The sequence below is a fragment of the Aeromonas sp. Marseille-Q5825 genome (assembly GCF_946892685.1).
Classification (GTDB): domain Bacteria; phylum Pseudomonadota; class Gammaproteobacteria; order Enterobacterales; family Aeromonadaceae; genus Aeromonas; species Aeromonas rivipollensis.
Genome location: NZ_CAMPOU010000003.1, coordinates 498,027 through 520,191 on the forward strand (window position 1 = coordinate 498,027; position 22,165 = coordinate 520,191).

Genomic DNA, 22,165 nt, shown 5'->3' on the forward strand with positions numbered 1-22,165 from the left:
AAAAAGCCAATAGCCAGCTGGGGAGTTGCGGCGCCGTCCATTGCCTCTTGCGAGGCTGCAGCACCCGCCTCGGGGAGCCAGTGGCCCCCTCTGCCCGGGCATTTCTTGCGACTCCTCGTCGGGGCCCTTGTTCTGCCTCGCCACGGATGCTTTACTCAACGTGGCTAACAAGGCTTAAGGAGCAAGCCGTTGAAAGCATGGATGTTGCTGGGAGCCATTTTGCTGTTCCCCCTCAGTGTCTGGAGTCAGACGCCGCCACCGGCCGAGGTGGTGGTCCTGACATCCGAGTCGATCCCGTCCCCCAAGGTGGCAGAGCCCGCACCGCCCCCAGCCGCGCGCCAGATCCAGGTCTACAAGTCGGTGCAAAAGAACGGTGTGGTGCGCTATTCCGACATGATGCCGGAGCAGGGTCATTACGAGTTGCTGCTGTTCAACGACTGCTACGCCTGCGATCCCGCCTCCAGGGTCAACTGGCGCACCACTGGCCTCTTCCTCTACGACTATGCCAGCACCATACAGGCGGCGGCCAAGACCTATCAGGTGGAGCCAGCCCTCATCCGGGCGCTGATCCACGCCGAATCCGCCTTCAACCCGCTGGCCGTCTCCCGCAAGGGGGCCATGGGGCTGACCCAGCTGATGCCGGCGACTGCCCGCGAGCTCGGGGTCGGCAATGCCCTGATGGCCGAGCAGAACATCTTCGGCGGGGTGAAATACCTGGCGGGCCTGCTCAAGCAATATGACGGCAACGTTGCCCTGGCCACGGCCGCCTACAACGCCGGGGCCGGTGCGGTGCAAAAACACGGCGGCATACCCCCCTATGCCGAAACCCGGGCCTATGTGGCGCGGGTCAAGTTGCTGCACCAGCGCTATAAAGAGATGCTGAGCGCCCGGGGCCTGTAAGCCCTTTGCAAGACACAAGCACGGCGGCATCCCCTCCCATACATGCAGAAACCCGGGCCTAGGTGGCACGGGTCAAGCTGTTGCACCAGCGCTATAAAGAGATGCTGAGCGCCAGGGGCCTGTAAGCCCTTTGCAAGACACAAGCTCGGCGGCATCCCCTCCCATACATGCAGAAACACGGGCCTAGGTGGCGCGGGTCAAGATGCTGTATCAGCGCTATAAAGAGATGCTGAGCGCCCGGGGCCTGTAAACCCTTTGCAAGACACAAGCACGGCGGCATCCCCTCCCATACATGCCGAAACCCGGGCCTATGTGGCGCGGGTGTGGCGCGGGTCAAGCTCCTGCACCAGCGCGATAAAGAGATGCTGAGTGCCCGAGGTTTGTAAGCCTTCCCCCTCTCCCTCAGCCAGCCAATAAAACCGGGGTCATCCCGGTTTTGCTGCCCTCCAGAAACAAAAAAACACGCCCGCAGGCGTGTCGATACCACACATAGTTCAGTAACTGCTCACTCTTTGGTGGCGATCACGCGATAGGCCAATGCCCCCAGAATGGCACCGACGATGGGAGCGACCCAGAACAGCCAGAGCTGGCTGACGGCCCAGTCACCCACGAACAGTGCCACACCCGTGCTGCGAGCCGGGTTCACCGAGGTGTTGGTCACCGGGATGCTGATGAGGTGGATAAGGGTCAGGCACAGACCGATGGCGATCGGGGCAAAGCCCGCCGGTGCGCGGCTGTCGGTGGCCCCCATGATGACGAACAGGAAGAAGCCGGTCATCACCACTTCACACACCAGTGCCGCCAGCAGGCTGTAACCGCCCGGTGAGTGCTCACCATAACCGTTGGAGGCGAAGCCGGCGCTCACATCAAACCCGGCCTGGCCGCTAGCGATCACATAGAGCACACCGCCCGCCGCGATACCGCCAAGAACTTGAGCCACGATGTAAGGCACGACGCCCGATGCAGGGAAACGGCCACCGGCCCACAGACCCAGGGTCACGGCCGGGTTCAGGTGACAACCAGAGATGTGACCTATGGCGAAGGCCATGGTCAGCACGGTCAGACCGAACGCCAGAGCCACACCCAGCAGGCCTATCCCCACATTCGGGAAAGCGGCAGCCAGCACGGCACTGCCACAGCCCCCCAGCACCAGCCAGAAGGTGCCCATAAATTCAGCTGCAAATGGTTTCACTCTCATATCTCCCGATGATGACTAGAACAGGAGCCTGGAAAAGGCTCATACGGACACTGCTATTCAACAGGCGCCATATTATGGGAGTGTGGTGGAGTAAGACGAAGCCGGCTTTATTTACGCAAAATGTGTGATGTGCATCACAAGTTGTTGATTAAACGGGAGCTTCCGCACCCAAGCTGCCGCCATTTCTCATCAGAGTCCCCCCTGATCGTGCGACAGCTTGTGACCCAATCAGCGCTTTTGACAACAGCACGGCGGGTAATAGGCTTGTGCCAGGCGCGATGGGGCGTCCTCGCAGAGCCCGTCTGGGGATCAGCGGTAACGACCACGCACCGAGCTGGTGGCACGCCCCGCCATCTTGATGAGGCTCTGGCGGGTGTGGAAGTGACAGAGCGCCACCCCGAGGGCATCCGCCGCATCCGCCTGGGGGGTGGCAGAGAGCTTGAGCAGATGGGTCACCATATGCTGTACCTGCTCCTTGGCTGCCCCACCCGTGCCCACTACCGCCTGCTTGATCTGGGTCGCCGAGTATTCGCTCACCGGCAGCAGGGCGTTGACCGCCGCCACTATGGCGCTGCCCCGCGCCTGACCTAGCTTCAAGGCGGAATCGGCGTTGCGGGCCATGAAGACCCGCTCGATGGCGAAGTCATCGGGCTTGAACTGGGTGATGATCTCGCTCACCCCGTCATACACCTGCTTGAGGCGCGACGGCAGCTCGCCCAGGTCGGTGCGGATGCAGCCGGAACCCAGATACTCCGCCTTGCCCGCGACTATGCGGATGACGCCGTAGCCGGTGATCCGCGAACCGGGGTCTATGCCCAGAATAATGCTCATGAAGGGATCACCTTGTGCGCCGCAACCGGGCGCTCTTCACCGGCCCGTGGCAGGCCCGGCGCCATTTGCGAAACGTTGCTCATCACACTCTGTTGCTCTGCAGATCTTTCATGGGCGCCAAGATAGCAAACAAGCGTCCCCTTGGCTCGCGCGGCGGCGCCCTCCCCTGCCAACCGCGCAGGGATGCGTCATCTTGTACAGTACTTCGGTTGTTTTCTCGCCCCTGTGGCCCATCGGCAGTCCATGGGAAAGGCAAACCGGGTTCACTACCCCGCCAGCTCCACCAGTCGCTCCGCCAATTGGTGGCTGTGCAGATAGCTCTCGATAAGTCCCCCATCTGCCTTGCCCGTTTCAATTTGCTGATACCAGTGATCCAGCATCGCAACGAATCCCCGGCTTGCCAGCACCGGCTGCCAGTCATCGGGGGCCAGGGTCTGCACCACCTTGCCCTGGGCCAGGGTGCCTCTGGTGCAGTTCTCCAGGTGGAGCGACAGGTTGTCGCCATAGGCATCGATGCGCTCCTCGGTGAGGCCGGCGCTGCGGTTCATGCTGCCACTCACCGCCACCTGCCCGCTCTGCCAGGCGACGCTCACTCCGGCCAGCAACCCGGGCTGCTGGGCACTTCGCCGCAGCACAGCGTGGAGATCTCCGCTCGGCAGGCCACCATAGAAGCAGAGGCTGTCGAGCACATGGATAAAGTCGTCGAACAGGAACTGGCGCGGCAGCCCCGGCAAGGCGTGTCTGTGCTTTTGCCAGTGGAGTTCGGTGAGCGGCTCGGCACGGGCGGCGCTCATGGCAGGCAGATAGCGGCGGTTGAAGCCCACAAAGAGCGGGCAATCCTGCGCCAGGGCGAGGTTGGCGAGCACCTCTACCTCGGCGTAATCAAAGCAGAGCGGCTTGTCGACAAAGGTGGGGATGCCGGCGCACAGGCACTGCTCCGCCAGCTTGCCATGTACGGCGGTGGCGGCGTGGATCATCACGGCGTCCGGGCGGCTCCCGAGCAGCGCATCCACCTCGGTAAAGCACTCGGCGATCCGGTACTGGCGGGCCAGCTTGTCCAGCACTTGGGGATTGCGGGTGCAGAGCAGCGGGGTGACCCGCTCGTCGCTGGCGAGCAGCGGCAGATAGGCCTTCTGGGCGATATCACCGAGGCCAATCAGGGCAATGCGCATGGGAACTCCTTGTCATGAGTGCGATGGCACAGGGTAACATCCGGCCTTGCTATAGAGCGTTTTCTATTCGAGCTTTTTCGAGAGCCCCTTGGCCTCTCTGGCATCCAGCCATTTGCCCACTCTGGCCCCCAGCTCGGAGCAGAGCATGGCGCTGACCACAGCCCAGAGCAGCTGGTTGAAATCAAAGTTCGCCTGCTTCTCAAACAGCAGGGGCACCATGAGGTTGAAGGCAATGATCCCGAGCACCAGCCCGAGCCCGCTGCCAATCTTCTCTCTTCTGGATCGGACTTTTACCACCATCTGCTCACTCCTGTCGGGGATGACCGCTGCAATATGTATGGGGAAGAGGTCATTATCTCCTCCCCCTTAAATCAGCCGCCAAGATAGCAAAGTCACTGTCACCTGGCCGCTTTTGATTGCGTCTTGCTATGCACTTTGATGACCTGGTTCAAAAAACGATAAATTTCTGATGGTTGTATCACTTTGGATACTCGCATCATCGGCTTCGTTTGGCTTACTATGGCCATCAAAAACCTGTTGAGCTGCGATGGGCTGCTGCCCACGCTGGGCAATGGAGCATTTTGGAATGCTGTCATCCACGGGCGGTAGTTTACTTCCCTAGTCTGACGGGAGAGAGCAGACGACCTCGAGACCAGATATAGAACGCAGTCAAAAAAGATGGGTGTCCCAGAATTGCCGACGACAGATGCGGCGAATGCAAAGAGGAAGACCGGCTGACAGTTGAACAGTGCTTCGTGGGCGTTTGCTTCATCCCTCTCGACGGTAGCGGGCAGAAGTTCTTCGGCTTCTCGGAATTCCTCGCGGGCCTCGCGCTCATGGTGTTGGCTTGGACAATCGCCGACGTCCGCTACCGGTTCCGAGTCCGGACCGCCCCCATACCTCTGCTGGGCATTACGTTCTCGGTCGTCGCCACCGTCGGTGTGCTCACGCTGCTGACGGACCTCTGGCGCGCCGAGCAGTGGCTCGTGCCAAAGGGTAACCTCCTGACGCCCGCGTCGTGGCAAGCGATCCTGGGCGGACTGTTCCTGCTGACGTTCCTCACCTGGACTTGGTTCGCGTTCATCCGGCCGCCCACATACGGTCGGCACAACTCTGAGCGCTTCGCACAGACCCTGTATCGATTCATCCTCAAGGGTTCACCGGCAGAGCTCGCAGTCATCGCAGACGAACTCGCCTACTCTGCCCGGGCGCTTGTCCGCCACGCCACAGATAGGGGCAGACTGAAGAACTATCGGCTTGAGCGCGAAGATGAGAAGAGGAAGAACCCGCCAAAGGTGGAGGGATACGCCAACGACCTGCTTCTGCTCATCGCCGACAAGAGGCTTTGCCGTTCAATTGTCGAGTCATCCCCGGGCACTGCGCTGACCGTGTTCCAAGCAATGGCCAAGATGAAGAAGCATGGCATCCAGGTGGAGACCTTCGCCAAGAATATCGTCAACGAGGCGCTGGCAAACAAGGACTCCTTCCTTTATCACGAGGCCAAGGGCTACGAATCGGGCCTGATCGGATACCACAAGCCGCTCAGTCAGGCGATGTTCTCGAACTACGAGATGGCCGAGACGATCGGAACTCTCCTTGACCCCGACATATACGGCAAGAGGGAATGGGACGCCACTCAATGGGAGGCTTACTGCAGGATGGTGTTGATGACCTTCAGCAGCTATGTCAAAGGAGGGGATGGAGGCCATTCGCCTGTGCTGTGTCGCGCGATGGGCTACATCGAAAACGCAGCCTCCGACCTCTACACATTAAACGAACTCCCCAGCGCTTGGGACACCGACTCGTCCCGCCGTCTTCGCATCGTCGTCGAGTTCGTCAAAGACGCGGTCAAGATTCTCGACGAGAAGGGGGTTCCCGATCACATCCGCATTCGTGTGAGAGAGCAGTACGGCCATCCGCGCGAGACCTTTTACGATCACATAGCCAACATGATCTTCGAGGTGATCTTCCACGCTTCAGCAGTCAGATCGCCACAGTGGGGATGCTGGACGATTCAGCACAACTCGGTGTGGGGAAAACTGTTCAACTTCAATCACCTTGATGGTCCCGCCGGCAAGGTTGTGAAGTTCAAGGTGCGACGGCTCCTGTACGACGAGATTGCCGACATGAAGCGCCGCCCCAATTTCAAAGGCGCAAAGATTCTCGGCTTCTGCCTGAACGTGATGGGGCTCACTGTCAGGCAAGATGACTACGACAAGGACAGCCGGGCGCTCCAAAAGGCCGTACTAGCCTGGACGAAGAAGAACTATGTCTGGCTGCATGGGTACAACCCGCGGGTCGCTGAAGCGTGTTTGGTGGACGGCATGACATACGATGGGGAGAACCGACGACTGGTGCGCACGTATCCTGCCGAAGGACTCCAGCGCAAACCACATTACGTTTACCTTGAACTGGACCCTTCGCCACCAGAGCGAGAACCGGAAGCTGAGGTTGCTCCTCAACCTGAGGCCAAGACATAGCTCTCCGAGCTCCCCCAGCTATCGGATGAACAAGCCACAGACCAACCAATAAAACAAGGGCGACCATCTGGTCGCCCTTGTTGTTTCTGGCTCTCCCCAATAACAGGGAATATCAGCGAGCCGGTCGCTTGGCGCCATTGCCTTTGGTCGCAGGCTTGCCGCCTTGAACGGCGGGTTTGGCGCCCGGCTTCACCGAGCCTGCGCGGGTCGGTGCCTTGCCCTTATGGGCGGGTTTGCCAGCCGGTTTGCCTTGAGCTGCCCCTTGAGCGGCGGGTTTGCCGTTGCCAGCCCCTTTGCTGAGCTGGGAGCCTACTGGCTTGCCATTGCCCGCCTTGCCGCCCTTGCTGGCGGCAGGGGTGTCGCTGCGAGGCTTGCCTTGGGCGGCGGCGGCCCCTTGCGCGCCTGCACCCTTACCGCCAGTGGCCTTGTTGCCAGCCCCATTCCCCCGCTGGTGGACGATGTTGCTATGCCGGGTCAGGGCCGGTTTCAGCCCCTTGTTGATGCTGCGCTCGGCCTTGGCTTCGCCGCGACCTCCCGGCGGCACCAGGCAGTTGGGGCCGTTGCCGATGAGGTGACCCTTGCCCATCTCCAGCAGGGCCTCGCGGATCATGGGCCAGCCGGCCGGATCGTGGTAACGCAGCAGCGCCTTGTGCAGGCGGCGACGACGCTCTCCTTTCACCACGAACACATCCCCACCCTGGCGGCTCACCTTGTTGAGGGGGTTTTTCTCCGTGTAGTACATGGTGGTGGCGTTGGCGAGCGGCGACGGATAGAAGTTCTGCACCTGATCCAGCTTGAAGCTGTTGGTCTTGACCCAGAGCGCCATGTTCACCATGTCTTCATCCGTGGTGCCCGGGTGGGCCGAGATGAAGTAGGGGATCAGGTACTGCTGCTTGCCCGCCTCTTTGGAATACTTGTCGAACAGCTCCTTGAAGCTGTAGTAGCTGCCCATGCCCGGCTTCATCATCTTGGAGAGCGGGCCCTCCTCGGTGTGCTCGGGTGCGATCTTCAGGTAGCCGCCGACGTGGTACTTGGCCAGCTCCTTGATGTAGCGCGGATCTTCCACCGCTATGTCGTAGCGCACCCCGGAGGCGATCAGTATCTTCTTGATGCCCTTCACATCCCGCGCCTTGCGATAGAGATCGATAGTGGGGGTATGGTCGGTGTCCATGTGCGGGCATATGGTCGGCCAGACGCAGGAGGCGCGGCGACAGGTCTGCTCGGCCTTGGGGCTCTTGCAACGTAAGCGGTACATGTTGGCGGTGGGGCCGCCGAGATCCGAGATGACGCCGGTAAAGCCCGGCACCTTGTCGCGGATCTCTTCGATTTCTTTGATGATCGACTCTTCCGAGCGGCTCTGGATGATGCGTCCCTCGTGCTCGGTGATGGAGCAGAAGGAGCAACCGCCGAAGCAGCCACGCATGATGTTGACCGAGGTCTTGATCATCTCGTAGGCCGGGATTTTCTCCTTGCCATAGGCCGGGTGCGGCACCCGCTGATAAGGCAGGCCAAACACGCCGTCCATCTCGTCGGTTTCCAGCGGGAAGGCAGGTGGGTTGACCCAGATGATGCGATCGCCGTGGGCCTGGGAGAGCGCGCGGGCGCAGCCCGGGTTGGTCTCGTGGTGCAGGATGCGCGATGCATGGGCGTAGAGAACCTTGTCTTCCTTCACCCGCTCGAACGCCGGCAGCTTGACGTAGGTCTTCTCCCACGGCTTCTGCTTGGGCGGCTGCACCAGCACCGGCTTGGCCTCCTGCTCCACCGGCGCCGTGCCCTCGTCGTCACTGCAGGGCGCCCCTTCCATATAGGGGTTCATGATGGGATCGATGCGGCCAATCTGATCCAGCTTGCTCGAATCCACTCCGCGCCAGCCCGGCAGCGGCTCCTTGCGGATCACGGCGGTGCCGCGAATGTCCTGCATGGTCTCTATGGTCTCGCCATTGGCGATGCGGTGCGCCACCTCGATGAGGGGCCGCTCGGCGTTGCCATAGATGAGGATGTCGGCCTTGGCGTCCAGCAGTATGGAGCGACGTATGGTCTCGGACCAGTAGTCGTAGTGGGCGATACGGCGAAGGGACGCCTCTATGCCGCCTATGACCACAGGGACCTCCTTAAAGGCCTCCTTGCAGCGCTGGGTGTAGACCAGGGTGGCGCGGTCCGGCCGCTTGCCCCCCACATCCCCCGGGGTGTAGGCGTCGTCGTGGCGCAGCTTCTTGTCGGAGGTGTAGCGGTTGATCATGGAGTCCATGTTGCCCGCGGTCACCCCGTAGAAGAGGTTCGGCTTGCCCAGGCGCATAAAGTCATCCTTGGATGACCAGTCCGGCTGGGCGATGATGCCGACCCGAAAGCCCTGGGACTCCAGCATGCGGCCTATGACCGCCATGCCGAAACTCGGGTGATCCACATAGGCGTCACCGGTCACCAGGACTATGTCACAGCTGTCCCAGCCGAGCTTGTCCATCTCCGCTCTGGACATGGGCAGGAAGGGCGCAGTGCCGTAGCACTCGGCCCAGTAGCGGGGATAGGAGAAAAGGTGGGTAACCGGCTGCATTTTGAACACCTGGAACAATTCGGGTCGCGCATTATACCGGCAGAGACAGGCGGGGGCGATGGCTTTTTGCCCCCATAGAACAAGGGGAGAAGCGGCCGCTCTCAGAGAGAGGGGCGGGCCAGCATAAACCTGTGGTGGTGGCGCAGCAGCAGCTGATAGCCACCGAGCAGGCACCAGATGAAGGCTGGCGCCAGGAAGATGGGGTGAGTGGCAAGGCGCAGCATCAACAGGCCCAGCAGGATGAGGGCGAAGGGGCGGCTCTCGTAGAGCCACTGCGGCCAACCTCGCCGCCGCGGCTGGCGAGACTTGTCTGGCCTGCGATGGGCACTTCGCCTGAACCAGGCGAGCGACCCGGCCAGATAGAAGGCCAGCCCGGCCAGCAGCAGCGCAGGCTGCCCGGCAAGGCTCAACAGCAGCAAGCCGCTGCCCAGATAGAGAAAAGGCAACGGCTCGTAGATGGCGGATGGCAGCATGAAGGATGACCCCTGTGGGAACTGGTCATATGCTAACCAGCCCGGCCTCGGCCGCCACCTCTTTTGCATCCCGCCCCCCGGATGGGGGGCAGGATCAGGCCGCCGGCTTGTCCCGGCTCTCGGGGGCGGCCTCGCTGACCCGGGCGTTCCCCTCGGCCAGCGCCTCGTCCACCAGCAGATCCCGCGCCCCCGTCATCCCCGCCCGTCTGGCGATCAGGTGATAGATGGCCGGCACTATCAGCAGGGTGACCAAGGTCGCGAGCGACAACCCGAAGAAGACCACGGTCCCCACGGCCATCCGGCTCTCATACCCCGCCCCCATGGAGACCATCAGGGGCACTGCGCCTATGATGGCGGTCAGGGAGGTCATCAGTATGGGCCGCAGACGGCGCACCGAGGCGGCTATGATGGCCTCCTCGAAGGATTCCCCCCGCTGGCGCAGCTGGTTGATGAACTCCACGATGAGGATGCCGTTCTTGGTCACCATGCCGATCAGCATGATCATCCCTATCTGGCTGTAGATGCTCAGCTCCTGTCCCGTCAGCCAGAGGCCGAGCAGGCCGCCGAAGATGCCGAGGGGCACAGTCACCATCACCACGGTCGGGGTCAGCAGGCTCTCGAACTGCGCCACCAGCACCAGGTAGACCACCAGCAGGGCGAGGCCGAACACCATCACCATCTCCCCCTGGTTGTCGCGATAATCCTTGGACTCACCGGCGTAATCCACCGTCATGCCGCTCGGCAGATGCTCCCCTGCCCAGCCATCGAGGAAGTCGAGCGCCTCCCCCAGGGTGTGGCCGGGGGCCACGTCTGCGGTCAGGGCAATCGCCTTCTGACGCTGGTAGTGGTTGAGCCGCTGCGGGCTCGCCACCTGGGTGACCGTGGCCAGGGTGGAGAGGCTCACCATCTCGCCATTGGCGGCCTTGAGATAGATGCGGCTGACGTCCGAGATGCCATTGAACTGGGTCTGGTTGGCCCTCAGGTAGACGTCATACTCCTCCCCCCTGTCCACATAGGTGGTCTGGCTGACGCCGCCGAGCAGGGCCTGCAGGGAGCTGGCTACTGTGGAGACAGGAATGCCGAGCTGGCTGGCCCGCTCCCGCTCTATGGTCACCTGCAGCTCCGGGGTCTTCTCGGCGTAGTCGAGATCCGGAGTCAGCATCAATCCGCTCTGGCCGGCGGCCTGTTGCAGCGCCAGCCCCTGCTGATAGAGTTCCGCATAGTCGGAGCCCTGCAGCACGAACTGAACGGCGGCGGTGGAGCCTCCTCTGAATCCTGGCTGGAAGGTGCGGATCATCACATCCGGAATGCCGGCCAGCCGCCCGCTCAAGCTACGGCCAAACTCGGTGGCGGTCTCGTCCCGCAGGGCCCAGTCAGTGAGCTGTATGATGACCATGCCGGTCTGATCGCCGCCGCGCCCGAAGGCCGGGGTGCTGAAACTCATGGCCTGCACCACCCCCTTGCCGAGCAGCGGCATGATGGCGGCCTCCACCTGCTGCATGTTGCGCTTCATCCGCTCTATGCTGGTGCCCTCTGCCCCTTTCACGAACACATAGATGACACCCCGGTCTTCGGTCGGGGTCAGGCTGGCGGGCAGCTTGCCAAAGAGGACGCCGATGCCCCCCAGGCAGAGCAGCAGCACCAGCGGCATCCAGACGGAGCGGCGCAGCACCCAGCCCAGCAACCGACGATACTGTGTCTCCACCCGGCCAAGGCCCCGATCCAGCGCCGCCGTCAGGGCATTGGGCTTGTCCACGGCACGCATCAGCCAGGAGCCCATGGCCGGGGTCAGGGTGAGCGCCACCAGAGAGGAGAAGAGCACCGCGAGCGATAGCAGGATCGCAAACTCGGTAAAGAGTCGCCCGACCATACCCTCCATGAAGGCGATGGGCACGAACACCATCACCAGCACGGCGGTGGTGGCCACCACGGCAAAGCCCACCTCCCGGGTGCCGTGCCAGGCCGCCATCAGGGGAGATTCACCCCGCTGCAGGTGGTGGTGGATGTTCTCCACCACCACTATGGCGTCGTCCACCACCAGGCCGATGGCGAGAATGAGCGCCAGCAGGGTAATGAGGTTGATGGAAAAACCGAGATACCAGGCGCCGATGAAGGCCGAAATAAGCGACACCGGCACAGTGATGGCGGGGATCAGGGTGGTGCGCGCCTGCCCCAGGAAGAGGTAGAGCACGGCCACCACCAGCAGGGCGCAGATGGCGAGGGTCTCGTACACCTCGTCGATGGCCTGCTTGATGAAGACGGTGGAGTCGTAGTCCACCTCCAGGGTGGCCCCCGCTGGCAGGAAGCGCTGCATCTCTGTCATCTTGCGCTCTATGCCCTGGGCCACCGCCAGGGGGTTGGCGGTGGATTGCGCGACTATGCCAATGCCTAAGCTCTCGCGGCCGTTGCGCTGATAGGCGCTGTCTTCATTCTTGGCCCCCACCTCAACATCGGCGATGTCCGCCAGGTAGATGCTCTGACCATTGACGGCTGTCTTCACCGGCAGGCCGCGAAAATCCTCGGCGCTGTGATAGAGGCGGGCTATCTGCACCGCCATCGTCATGCTGTTGTTGCGGATCTCCCCCCCGGGCAGCTCTATGTTCTCCCGCTTGAGGGCATCCTGCACATCGGCCACCGTGATGCCGCGGGCCGCCATGTCGGCGGGGCGCAGCCTCACATACATCACCTGAGTCAGGTCACCGGAGAGGGACACCTCGCTCACCCCGTCCACCAGGCTCAAGGAGTCGACCAGCATGCGGTTGACGTAGTCTGTCATGGCGGTGCGGTCCATCTGGGTGCTGCTGAAGTTGAGCCAGATAGCCACATCGCCGTTGCCGTTGTCCTTGGTGACCATGGGCTCGTCCGCCTCGTCCGGGAGCTTGGGCCGGGCGCGGGAGATGGCGTCACGCACATCCGAGGTGCCCTCCAGCATGTTCCAGCCGAGCTTGAACTCCACAGTGATGGAGGAGCGCCCCTTGCGGGTCACAGAGTTGATGTTCTTGATGCCGCTGATGCCGGAGAGCTGATCCTCGATGGGCTTGGTGACCTGGCTCTCCATCACCTCGGGGGCCGCCCCCTCATAAGTCGTGGTGATGGAGACGGACGGCGTCTGCACGTCCGGCATCTCCCGCACCGTCAACTTGGCGAAGGCCACCAGGCCGAATACGGTGAGCAGGGCACTGATGACGACCGCCACCAGGGGGCGGCGCACTGACATATCGGAGAGCCACATCAGCCTTTCACCTCGGTCAGATCGCGGACCAGGGCGCCGTCACGCAGGTTGACCAGCCCCTCCACCGCGATGCGATCGCCGACGTTCAGCCCCTTGAGCACCCACACTTCCTCGCCATGGGTATCGCCAAGCTCCACCGGAATGCGTTTCACCCGGCCGTCCGCCTCCAGGCGGTAGACGAAGCGAAGCTCCCCCGCATACTCCACCGACTGGGCGGGGATCAGGGTCATCTTCTGGGCAGGCAGGGAAAGATCTACATTCATCAGCATGCCGGGCCTCAGCTGGCCGCCGGGGTTGGGAAGTATGACCCGCGCCTTGATGTTCTGGGTTTCGTTGGAGATGCGGCTGTCGAGGGTCTCCAGCACGCCGGAGAAGGATTGATCCGGCCAGGCCGAGCTGGTGGCCGTCACCGTCATGCCGGGTTTGAGGAGGGAGAGGTAGCGCTCCGGCACCGCCAGATCGAGCCGCAATCTGGCCAGCTCGTCCAGGTGAAGCAGCACGTCGCCGCTGTTGACCAGGGCCCCTTCGCTGAGATCGATCAGGCTGACGGTGCCGTCGAAGGGGGCCGCCAGGGTGCGCAATGACAACTCATAGCGCGCCGCGTCTACCCTGGCCTGGGCCTGGGCCACTGTCGCCTCCTGCCCTTCCAGCTCCGAGGTGGTGATGGCACCGCGCGCCACCAGGCGGCGCATATCCCGCAGCTTGCGGCTCTCGTCGCGCACGCTGGCACTCTGCTCGGCAAGTTCAGCCTGCTGCTTGCCCGCATCCAGGGCGATCAGGGTCTCCCCCTGCTTGACCCGCTGACCGGAGCGCACCGCAATCCTGACGATGCGCCCCGTGACCTCGGGGCTGACCACCACGGAGCGATTGGCCGCCAGCTTGCTGACCAGCTTGATGGAGGGCTCTGCCAGGCTCTGCCTGACCGTTTCCGCCCTGATGTTGACCTGTCTGGGTTCGGGCTTGCTGACCGGTTTGGCCTGCCGGAAATACCAGGTGCCGGCCCCCAGCAGCAGGAGAAGAGGAACAAGCCACAGCCATACGCGCATTTTCATCAAACAATCCATGCAAGGTAAGAGATAAGGAGAAGAGGGAACTTCATCAATGATGGCATCATGTTACCCCCTGACTATGCCGTGACTATGTATAAATGTGACAAAACGTAACAGCCCGGGGGATAGATCATCAAAATCACATCCAGTTGAGACTGCGGTTTTTTTCTGCCTTACACTGATGTGCCGCTCCCGTCATCTTCCCGGTGCCCCATGCCCACATTGCCCCATGCCTTTGCCAAATATCGGTTGCAGTGGCTGCTGCTGGGACTGAGCATGCTGTTGCTGCTGCTCGCCCTGCAGCACGCCTTGCGCCAGATCACCGAGCTGAACAGGCGTGACGTCATCAATGCCGCGGCCCAGCTCAGCAGCCAGCACCAGAGGATGGAGGCCTTTCTCGAGGCCATGCGCGGCCAGGCCGAAGAGCGGCTGCGCAGCAACCCCCAGTCGGCCCTCTCTCGCCAGCTTTATCCGGCGCTGCAAGCCGATTCGAGCGGCAACCTCAGCCTGGATCGCATCCCCGTCGATCTGCCCCCCGCCCTCATCGGCAACCTGACCGGGCTGGGCCCCTTGCCCGCCCCGAGCAGCGAACGGGAGGCCCGAATACACCTGGCGCTCAGCCTATCTCCCCTGCTCGCGACCGCCAGCAAGCTGCTGGACAAGGCCGTGGCCTGGATCTATTTCACCAGCACCGACAACTTCATCTATCTCTACCCCTGGGTGCCCTCCAACCAATTTCGTTTCGACCCCGGCATCTACCACAAGTCTTACTGGCAGGAGGCACTGACCCGCCACCCGCCCGCCGAGCACGCCACGTTGTCGCGCCCCTATCAGGATTTTGCCGGCAAAGGGCAGATGATCACCCTGTCCCAGCCCATCACCCAGGTCGGGCAGATCATAGGCCTGCTCAGCATCGACATAGAGATAGCCACCCTGGAGCAGACCCTGCGCCGACTCTCCCCCCAGAGCGGCACCCTGTTTCTGGTCAATCAGCACCGGCAGATCCTGGCCAGCAGCCAATCCGGCACGGCGCCGCCCCTGAAACAGGAGGCATCACGGGCGTATTATCACTGGCAGCAGGGCGCCTTCCAGCTCGTCCATCCCGTCCCGGACACGCCGCTCATCCTGATCCACCGCATCGCGCTGCTGCCCCTGCTCGAGATGCTGCTGTGGCAATCGGCGACGGCGCTGCTCACCCTGCTCTGTCTGGTGGTGGCCATCTTCTCCAGCCTGCGATCCCGCCGTCTCAATCGTCGGTTGAACTACCTCTCCAGCCATGACGCGCTGACCGGCGCCTTCAACCGCCACCACTTCGATGCCTTCGAGCGCCGCCACATACTGGCGGGCAGCCGCCACATAGGCGCCATCATGTTCGACTGCGATCACTTCAAGCTGGTCAACGATCGCTTCGGTCACGGGGTGGGGGATCAGGTGCTGATCCGTCTGGTTCAGCTCTGCCAGCCTCTGCAGGACCTGGGCTGCACCCTGATCCGCTGGGGCGGCGAGGAGTTTCTGCTGCTGGTCACAGGCAAGGATCTCCCCCTGGCTCAGCTTGCCGAACAGCTGCGGCTGCGCATTGCGGAACACGACTGGACCGAGATAGCCCCCGAACTGAGGGTGACCGTCAGCCTGGGCCATTGCCGCCAGGGCCCAGACGTTCGCCTGCAGGAAGTCATTCGCCGTGCCGATATTGCCCTCTATCAGGCCAAGGCCAATGGCCGCAATCGCAGCGAAGGCTGGCAGGGTGACGCACAGGAGAAGCAGGAGTAAGCTGGAACCCCAACTCACAACAGGAGACGCACAGTGGCACGAAAACCCCGCCTGGGCCTGGCCCTTGGCAGCGGCGCCGCCCGCGGATGGGCGCACATCGGCATCATACGGGCGCTGGAGCGCCTCGGTGTCAAACCGGATCTGGTGGCCGGCTGCTCCATCGGCAGTTTCGTCGGTGCCGCCTATGCCGCCGGCGAGCTGGACAAACTGGAGTCCTGGGTGCGCGGCTTCAGCCGCTTGCAGGTGATGGGGTTGCTCGATCCCGCCCTCTCCGGCGGCCTGTTCCGCGGTGACAAGGTGTTTGGCATCGCCGCCAACCACCTCGGCGATCCCGCCATCGAGAGCCTGCCGCTGCCCTTCGCCTGCGTCGCCACCGAGCTCGATACCGGCCGCGAGATCTGGCTGCAAGAGGGGCCCCTGCGCCAGTGCGTGCGCGCCTCCTGCGGCATGCCCGGCATTCTGACCCCGACCCGGGTTGATGATCGCTGGCTGGTGGATGGCGCCGTGGTCAACCCTGTCCCCATCTCCCTGGCCCGGGCCATGGGGGCAGAGGTGGTGATCGCCGTCAACCTCAACACCGACCTGCATCAGCCCTGGACAGACGAGCCGGACGAACCCGCCCCGGGAGGCCTCTTCAGCCAGTGGCTGGGTCGGGGAGAACCCAGCACACCCGGCATGTGGGGGGTGATGACAGGCTCCATCAACATCATGCAGGAGCGTATCACCCGTGCCCGCATGGCCGGGGATCCCCCCGAGATCCAGCTCTGTCCGCGCCTTGGCAGCCTCTCCATCATGGACTTCCACCGCGCCAGCGATGCCATCAACGAGGGGGAGGCTTGCGTCGAGCGCAACCTGGACCAGCTCAAGGAGGAGCTCTCCCGACTCGGTGTGATCTGAGGGCGCCATCGGGACACGCCAATGAAAAAGAGCGCCATAAGGCGCTCTTTTTCTGTCCGGACCGCGGGTCAGAACAGCCCCAGCCCCTTGAGCATGACGATCAGGATGAGCGGCGGCGACACGTAACGGATGATGAAGAACAGCGGCTTGAGGATGGCCAGCTCCAGCTCGCCCCCATTGGTCAGCGCCGTCTTCATCCGCTCGAAGCCCCAGACCCAGCCCACGAAGAGGCAGAGGAAGATACCGCCAAGGGGCATCAACACGTTGGAAGAAACGAAGTCGAACAGATCGAAGAAGGTCTTGCCCGCTATCTGCACGTCCGCCAACGTGCTGTTGGAGAGCGCGCAGGTCGATCCGACCGCCCCCAGCACCAGCAGATTGATCAGGGTCGCCCTTCTTCGGCTCATGTGGAAACGCTCGGAGAGCACCGAGACCGGCACTTCCAGAATGGAGAGCATGGCCCCCGTCGCCGCTATGGCGGAGAGTACGAAGAAGAGCACCATGAAAAGGTGACCAAACGGTATGCTGGCAAACACCGCCGGAATGGTGATGAACAGCAGGGAGGGACCGGCGGTCGGCTCGAAACCGAAGGCAAACACCGCCGGGAAGATGGCGATCCCCGCCAGCATGGAGACGAAGAGGTCGGCGCACATCACCCGGACAGTGGTGAGCGGTATGTGCTGATCGTCCCGAAAGTAGCTGCCATAGGTCATCATGCAGCCCATGCCGATGGAGAGCTTGAAGAAGGCCAGCCCCATGGCCGTCAGCACCACGCCGGCGGTGACCTTGGAAAAATCAGGAGAGAACAGGAAATTCAGTCCCTCGCTCGCCCCGGGCAGGGTCAGACTGCGCACCCCGATCACCAGCAGCAGGATGAAGAGCACCGGCATCAGCCGCTTGGTGACGGCCTCTATTCCCTTCGACACCCCCATCAGCAATATGCCCCCCATCAGCGCCAGCACCAGCCACTGCCACAGCAGGCTCTGCAAGGGATCCGTGATGAGCGAATTGAAGGCCGCCCCCGTGATGGCGGGATCGGTCGAGAGGATCTCGCCGCTGGCCGCCTTGAAGATGTAGGCAAACACCCAGGCCGCCACTTCGGAGTAAAACGACATGATGAGGAAGGCCGCCGTCACCCCCATGGCCGCGATCAGCCACCAGGGTTGCCCCTTGGGCGCCAGCTTGATGAGCCCGCTCACCGCATCGGATTTTGCCTGACGCCCCAGCATGATCTCCGAGATCATCACCGGCAGCCCCACCAGCAGGGTGGCGATGACATAGACCAGCAGAAAACCGGCGCCCCCGTTTTCCCCGGTCAGATAGGGAAATTTCCAGATGTTGCCAAGGCCGACCGCCGAGCCCAGGGTCGCGGCAAGCACGCCGAAGGTGCTGGTAAAGCCATCTCTGGCTTTGGGAAGGGTATTGCTCATTCGTGTCTCGCTCTGTGGATCAGGGGCCTGAAATTAAAGGGTCGGAATTTTCCGAGGATTAATCCAGCTTGCCAAGGTGATTTAGTTGAAATCGCCACATGAAGCACACAACGCACTCTTTATTTAAATAAATGCCTGTTTTGACAAATAAAAAATGCCGCCTCGCGGGCGGCATTTTTATCAAGGCTCAGGCAATCAAGCCTTGGCAATATCGTCCGGACCGATCTGACCGATTTCGGCGACTTTCTTGTCGGCCAGCAGCCAGAGAGTGAACTTGTGCAGTTCCGGGTGATGAGCCAGGGCGACTAGGAAGGCGCCTCCAACTTCACGGTAACCCAGTTCATAGTTCTTCAGGGTAGTCGGGGGGACGCCCAGCAGATCGGCAAACTTGGGACGGCTCAGGCCAACCGCTTCGCGGATCTGACGGATCTTCTTGCCAACAGTTACGATATTTGAATTCATGTGTTCCATACTCCGTTCGGCGGATTCACTCCACCTTTATTTTTCGCGACGACTCGTAGTCAAGTGTATCAGTTTTGAACGGACTCGTTATGGTCGAGCCTCTATCTTTAATAAGCGTCTTTCGACGACAACCCTAACAAACCTCGGGGATGGTAATCGCAGAGTCGCTTCAGGTAAACAGTCTCGAAGAGAAACCTTTATTGTTGCCACGGCCATAACTCGTATAATTCGCCGGTTATCCCTTAAAGAGTATTCAGCATGGCATTTCCCGGCATCATCTCCCGACTTCACCCGGATTCAGACCCGGATTCCCTCCCCCGTCAGCTCCGTCAGAGTCAGCAAACCCGGGCCGAGGCACTCTGGCTGCCCGCCGCCATGCAGAGCGAGGCCGCATCCGTACTGGCTTCCCTCCCGGACAAGTGCAGCCTCTATCTCGAGCAAGCCACCCCGCTGCCCCTGCGCAGCCACGATGGCGTCCTGCAGCAAGATGGCCGCCTGTTGCTTGGCAATGGTAACCACATGACGCTGGCGACGGCGAAAGGGGATGGGGGACTGGTGCCCGAGCAGGGCCTGCAGGAGATGGCCCAGTGGCTGGAAGCGGGCCATCAACATTTCATCTGTTCAGCCGCGATTCAGCCGGTGGCCAGGGCCATCCTCAATATCTGGCCCCTGGACCCCTACCTCGCCCGTCATTTTTTACTCGGCTTCACACCCTTGCTGTGCGAAGCAACCGAGGCCGACTATCTCGCGGTTTTTGCGGCCAGGGACGCCATCGCGACCCCGCAGCACGCTTGGGTTGAGGCCTATATGAAGCTTGAGCGAAAGCTGCATCGCGCCTACTTGGATCACTAATAAATCCAGATAAACAGCCAGTTATCCATACGACACAATCTGCCCCACAGATTATCTGTGAGCTTGATCATGTTTTGAAATGAGCATAAAGTGCGCCACGTCATCGGAATGACATCGGCTGTTCGTGGCGAAGTATGCGCTCTCGATAGTGCAACTCGCTCACTTGTGCACCCAGATAACGTGCCTCCTGGATGGATCTAGGATCCCTGCTCGGCGCAACCCTTGTTGCCCGGCAGAGCCAGCAGCTTACATAAATTACAAAGTGCGAAGCACGTGAACAACGTGCCATCTCAACGAGGATTAATTTTATGATGAAAATGGCTCCTTCCCTGATCGCCATCGCCATGGCTGCCATGGGTGCAACTGCTGCACACGCCGCTGATGATATCTACTTCGGTGCCGGTGTCGGTGCAACTCACTTCAACGGTCTGAACAAGATCGAAGGCGTGAACGCTGGTGAAGAAGACGCGGCTGCTGCCAATGCCTTCGTCGGTTACAACTTCAACGAGTACTTCGGTTCCGAACTGGGCTACCAGTACACCGGCCGTGGTAACACCGATGGCAACCGTTACGAGAGCCAGGGTGCCACCCTGTCCGGTATCGCTCGTCTGCCGCTGGGCAACGACTTCTCCCTGTTCGGTGAAGCTGGCGCCTACTGGGGCCACACCGACGGTATGGGCACCAGCGATACCAAGGTATCCCCGCTGGCCGGTGCCGGTGTGACCTACAAGGTCAACGACGCGCTGGATCTGCAAGCTCGTTACCGCTACATGTGGGACGTGGCTGACCTGCACGCCGACAACGTACGCTACAAGTCCAACCAGAGCGTTGCGACCCTGGAAGCCGTTTACCACCCGTTCCGTACTTCCTACGTAGCACCGGCTCCGGCTCCTGTTGTTGAAGAAGCTCCGGCTCCTGCTCCGCAGATCGTTGAGAAGAACTTCGCCCTGAACTCCGACGTGCTGTTTGCCTTTGGCAAAGACAGCCTGAAGGCCGAAGGCGTGGAAGCCCTGAACGCCCTGTACCAGCAGATCGTTGAGTTCCAGCCGAAAGACGGTAACGCCGTTGTTGTTGGTTACACCGACCGTATCGGTTCCGACGCTTACAACCAGAAGCTGTCTGAAGCCCGTGCCCGCACCGTTGCCAACTTCCTGGTCAGCAAGGGTATGGCTGCCAGCAAGGTTGCCATCGAAGGTCGTGGCGAAGCCAACCCGGTTACCGGCACCAAGTGCAACGGCGTAACCGCCAAGGCTCAGCTGATCTCCTGCCTGGCCCCGGACCGTCGCGTAGAAGTGCGCGTATCCGGCGTACAGGAAGTTCAGCAGTAATCTGATTCGCTCAGATAACGCAAAAAGGGGATGCCACGGCATCCCCTTTTGCATGTCTGTCGCCTCAAACGTCACCCTCTATCTCATCACGCTGTACCTGCCCCCCTATCTGCTCAGGCCCCGCGCCACCATAGTAGCTGCATATCTGTGCAGAAACTTGATCAAGCCGATTCAAAAGAATACAGTAGCTGCGCTTGTAAGACATTGGATGAACTATTAAAAGTGCCCATTGCCCGGTTAGTTGTCCATGGAGAAACAGCTTCATGAGAATCCAGGTTACCATCCATTTTTTATTCAAGCCGTCCGTGACCAGGTCACGGAATCGCAACATGACAACATGAAGTGTCATCTGCGATCGGTATAACAAAGAGTGCGCAGTACGCCCATAGCACGGCAACTCAACGAGGATAAAATGATGAAAATGAAAATGGCTCCAACCCTGATTGCTCTGGCTATTGCAGCCATGGGAACCTCCACCGCCCAAGCGGCCGATGACTGGTACACAGGTATGGGTGCAGGTTGGGCTTATGGCCATGACCTGGACTCCTTCGGTCTGGATGCTGACAAGGACGCCACCGCGATCTCCCTGTTCGGCGGTTACAACTTCAATGATTACTACGCGGCCGAACTCGGCTACCTCTACGCCGGCAAGGGTGGCGTCGATGGCGTCGACTTCAAGACCCAAGGAGCGACCCTGTCCGGTCTTGCCCGTCTGCCGCTGGGTGACATCTTCTCCGTGTTCGCCGAAGGCGGTGCCTACTTCAACCATGTCAACGGCAATGGCGAGAGCGACAACGGCACCTCGCCGCTGGCCGGTCTGGGTCTGACCGCCAAGGTCTCCGACCTCATCGATCTGCAGGCCCGCTACCGCTACATCTGGGATCTGGGTGACGAGCAGAAGACCTGGAAAACCGACATGAGCGTCGCGACCCTGGAACTGGTGATGCACCCGAACCGCACCTCCTATGTGGCACCTGTGGTCGCCCCCGTGGTCGCCGAGCCCGAGCCTGTCATGGTCGACAAGAACTTCTCCCTGAGCTCTGACGTGCTGTTTGCCTTCGGCAAATCCACCCTGAAGCCGGAAGGTACTGCCGCCCTCAACACCCTGTATCAGCAGATTGTTGACGTTCAGCCGAAAGATGGCAGCGCCGTGGTGGTAGGTTATACCGACCGCATCGGTTCTGACGCCTACAACCAGAAGCTGTCCGAAGCCCGTGCCCGCACCGTGGCCGACTTCCTGGTCGGCAAGGGTCTGCCGGCAGGCAAGGTCGCCATCGAAGGCCATGGCGAAGCCAATCCGGTCACCGGCACCCAGTGTGACGGCGTCAAGGGCAAGAACGAGCTGATCGCCTGCCTGGCGCCGGATCGTCGCGTCGAAGTGCGCGTCACCGGCGTGCAGGAAGTCAAACAGTAAGTTCAGCTGCATGCGGTCAATCCGCATGTCTAGTCCTGAAATAGGTTTACACATTTTCGTCTAGCTTCACGTGACTCAGAACCCCCGATGCACTGCATCGGGGGTTCTGTATTTCAAGGCATGATG

Annotated in this window: 17 protein-coding genes; 7 read left to right on the forward strand and 10 right to left on the reverse strand. The window is 61.4% G+C overall.

Annotation, left to right across the window (positions count from 1 at the left end):
• The first annotated feature begins 201 nt into the window (after positions 1-201).
• Complete coding sequence (locus OC537_RS10530; RefSeq protein ID WP_168236563.1) at positions 202-900, forward strand: lytic transglycosylase domain-containing protein; 699 nt, start codon at positions 202-204, stop codon at positions 898-900.
• A 505-nt stretch (positions 901-1,405) separates the two neighbouring features.
• Here the strand turns inward: OC537_RS10530 and aqpZ are convergent.
• The 4 genes from aqpZ to OC537_RS10550 all read right to left on the reverse strand — a co-directional run bounded on the left by aqpZ (position 1,406) and on the right by OC537_RS10550 (position 4,401).
• On the reverse strand, positions 1,406-2,092 hold the full coding sequence (aqpZ, locus tag OC537_RS10535; RefSeq protein ID WP_025327805.1) for an aquaporin Z: 687 nt from the start codon (positions 2,090-2,092) through the stop codon (positions 1,406-1,408).
• Positions 2,093-2,407: 315 nt separating this feature from the next.
• Positions 2,408-2,929, reverse strand: coding sequence for a crossover junction endodeoxyribonuclease RuvC (gene ruvC / locus OC537_RS10540; protein WP_106886154.1), 522 nt, complete (start codon positions 2,927-2,929; stop codon positions 2,408-2,410).
• 266 nt (positions 2,930-3,195) lie between these two features.
• Positions 3,196-4,101 carry a Gfo/Idh/MocA family protein gene (locus OC537_RS10545; RefSeq protein ID WP_262111001.1) on the reverse strand — a complete coding sequence of 302 codons (906 nt, stop codon included), beginning with the start codon at positions 4,099-4,101 and terminating at the stop codon, positions 3,196-3,198.
• A 63-nt stretch (positions 4,102-4,164) separates the two neighbouring features.
• Positions 4,165-4,401 (reverse strand): hypothetical protein, encoded by a 237-nt coding sequence (locus tag OC537_RS10550; RefSeq protein ID WP_262111002.1) that lies wholly within the window; start codon positions 4,399-4,401, stop codon positions 4,165-4,167.
• 455 nt (positions 4,402-4,856) lie between these two features.
• Between OC537_RS10550 and OC537_RS10555 the strand changes: the two genes are divergently transcribed.
• On the forward strand, positions 4,857-6,581 hold the full coding sequence (locus OC537_RS10555; RefSeq protein ID WP_262111003.1) for a hypothetical protein: 1,725 nt from the start codon (positions 4,857-4,859) through the stop codon (positions 6,579-6,581).
• A 112-nt stretch (positions 6,582-6,693) separates the two neighbouring features.
• On the opposite strand, the gene OC537_RS10560 is transcribed toward OC537_RS10555, so the two are convergent.
• From OC537_RS10560 to OC537_RS10575, 4 genes are all read right to left on the reverse strand, one after another.
• Entirely contained in the window at positions 6,694-9,132 is a 2,439-nt protein-coding gene (locus OC537_RS10560; RefSeq protein WP_262111004.1) for a YgiQ family radical SAM protein, read from the reverse strand.
• 101 nt (positions 9,133-9,233) lie between these two features.
• On the reverse strand, positions 9,234-9,605 hold the full coding sequence (locus tag OC537_RS10565; RefSeq protein ID WP_106886146.1) for a hypothetical protein: 372 nt from the start codon (positions 9,603-9,605) through the stop codon (positions 9,234-9,236).
• A gap of 94 nt (positions 9,606-9,699) precedes the next feature.
• Positions 9,700-12,837, reverse strand: a complete 3,138-nt coding sequence (locus tag OC537_RS10570) for an efflux RND transporter permease subunit (RefSeq protein WP_106886145.1) — start codon at positions 12,835-12,837, stop codon at positions 9,700-9,702.
• On the reverse strand, positions 12,837-13,889 hold the full coding sequence (locus tag OC537_RS10575) for an efflux RND transporter periplasmic adaptor subunit (RefSeq protein WP_163153455.1): 1,053 nt from the start codon (positions 13,887-13,889) through the stop codon (positions 12,837-12,839). The genes OC537_RS10570 and OC537_RS10575 overlap by 1 nt, the downstream gene beginning before the upstream one ends.
• 210 nt (positions 13,890-14,099) lie before the next feature.
• Between OC537_RS10575 and OC537_RS10580 the strand changes: the two genes are divergently transcribed.
• Together OC537_RS10580 and OC537_RS10585 are read left to right on the forward strand one after the other, a co-directional pair.
• Positions 14,100-15,656 carry a sensor domain-containing diguanylate cyclase gene (locus tag OC537_RS10580; protein ID WP_262111005.1) on the forward strand — a complete coding sequence of 519 codons (1,557 nt, stop codon included), beginning with the start codon at positions 14,100-14,102 and terminating at the stop codon, positions 15,654-15,656.
• Between the two features lie 33 nt (positions 15,657-15,689).
• Entirely contained in the window at positions 15,690-16,553 is an 864-nt protein-coding gene (locus OC537_RS10585; protein WP_262111006.1) for a patatin-like phospholipase family protein, read from the forward strand.
• Between the two features lie 68 nt (positions 16,554-16,621).
• Here OC537_RS10585 and OC537_RS10590 read toward each other — a convergent pair whose 3' ends face one another.
• Both OC537_RS10590 and OC537_RS10595 read right to left on the reverse strand, forming a co-directional pair.
• On the reverse strand, positions 16,622-17,983 hold the full coding sequence (locus tag OC537_RS10590) for a sodium-dependent transporter (RefSeq protein WP_262111007.1): 1,362 nt from the start codon (positions 17,981-17,983) through the stop codon (positions 16,622-16,624).
• Positions 17,984-18,178: 195 nt separating this feature from the next.
• On the reverse strand, positions 18,179-18,445 hold the full coding sequence (locus OC537_RS10595; protein ID WP_005298604.1) for a helix-turn-helix domain-containing protein: 267 nt from the start codon (positions 18,443-18,445) through the stop codon (positions 18,179-18,181).
• Positions 18,446-18,703: 258 nt separating this feature from the next.
• Here OC537_RS10595 and OC537_RS10600 point away from each other — a divergent pair, with 258 nt between their 5' ends.
• The 3 genes from OC537_RS10600 to ompA (OC537_RS10610) all read left to right on the forward strand — a co-directional run bounded on the left by OC537_RS10600 (position 18,704) and on the right by ompA (OC537_RS10610) (position 22,039).
• On the forward strand, positions 18,704-19,297 hold the full coding sequence (locus OC537_RS10600) for a hypothetical protein (protein WP_262111008.1): 594 nt from the start codon (positions 18,704-18,706) through the stop codon (positions 19,295-19,297).
• 308 nt (positions 19,298-19,605) lie between these two features.
• Positions 19,606-20,625 (forward strand): porin OmpA, encoded by a 1,020-nt coding sequence (gene ompA / locus OC537_RS10605; protein WP_025327822.1) that lies wholly within the window; start codon positions 19,606-19,608, stop codon positions 20,623-20,625.
• 415 nt (positions 20,626-21,040) lie between these two features.
• Positions 21,041-22,039: a porin OmpA gene (gene ompA / locus OC537_RS10610; protein ID WP_106886139.1), complete on the forward strand. Its 999-nt coding sequence runs from the start codon at positions 21,041-21,043 to the stop codon at positions 22,037-22,039.
• The last annotated feature ends 126 nt before the right edge of the window (positions 22,040-22,165 follow it).

Coding starts and splice junctions, on each gene's coding strand:
- OC537_RS10530 (WP_168236563.1), top strand. CDS start 202: ATGTTGCTGGGAGCCATTTTGCTGTTCCCCCTCAGTGTCTGGAGTCAG.
- ompA (WP_106886139.1), top strand. CDS start 21,041: ATGAAAATGAAAATGGCTCCAACCCTGATTGCTCTGGCTATTGCAGCC.
- OC537_RS10565 (WP_106886146.1), bottom strand. CDS start 9,605: ATGCTGCCATCCGCCATCTACGAGCCGTTGCCTTTTCTCTATCTGGGC.
- ruvC (WP_106886154.1), bottom strand. CDS start 2,929: ATGAGCATTATTCTGGGCATAGACCCCGGTTCGCGGATCACCGGCTAC.
- OC537_RS10560 (WP_262111004.1), bottom strand. CDS start 9,132: ATGCAGCCGGTTACCCACCTTTTCTCCTATCCCCGCTACTGGGCCGAG.
- OC537_RS10575 (WP_163153455.1), bottom strand. CDS start 13,889: ATGAAAATGCGCGTATGGCTGTGGCTTGTTCCTCTTCTCCTGCTGCTG.
- OC537_RS10580 (WP_262111005.1), top strand. CDS start 14,100: ATGCCCACATTGCCCCATGCCTTTGCCAAATATCGGTTGCAGTGGCTG.
- OC537_RS10550 (WP_262111002.1), bottom strand. CDS start 4,401: ATGGTGGTAAAAGTCCGATCCAGAAGAGAGAAGATTGGCAGCGGGCTC.
- OC537_RS10545 (WP_262111001.1), bottom strand. CDS start 4,101: ATGCGCATTGCCCTGATTGGCCTCGGTGATATCGCCCAGAAGGCCTAT.
- OC537_RS10595 (WP_005298604.1), bottom strand. CDS start 18,445: ATGAATTCAAATATCGTAACTGTTGGCAAGAAGATCCGTCAGATCCGC.
- ompA (WP_025327822.1), top strand. CDS start 19,606: ATGATGAAAATGGCTCCTTCCCTGATCGCCATCGCCATGGCTGCCATG.
- OC537_RS10600 (WP_262111008.1), top strand. CDS start 18,704: ATGGCATTTCCCGGCATCATCTCCCGACTTCACCCGGATTCAGACCCG.
- OC537_RS10590 (WP_262111007.1), bottom strand. CDS start 17,983: ATGAGCAATACCCTTCCCAAAGCCAGAGATGGCTTTACCAGCACCTTC.
- OC537_RS10570 (WP_106886145.1), bottom strand. CDS start 12,837: ATGTGGCTCTCCGATATGTCAGTGCGCCGCCCCCTGGTGGCGGTCGTC.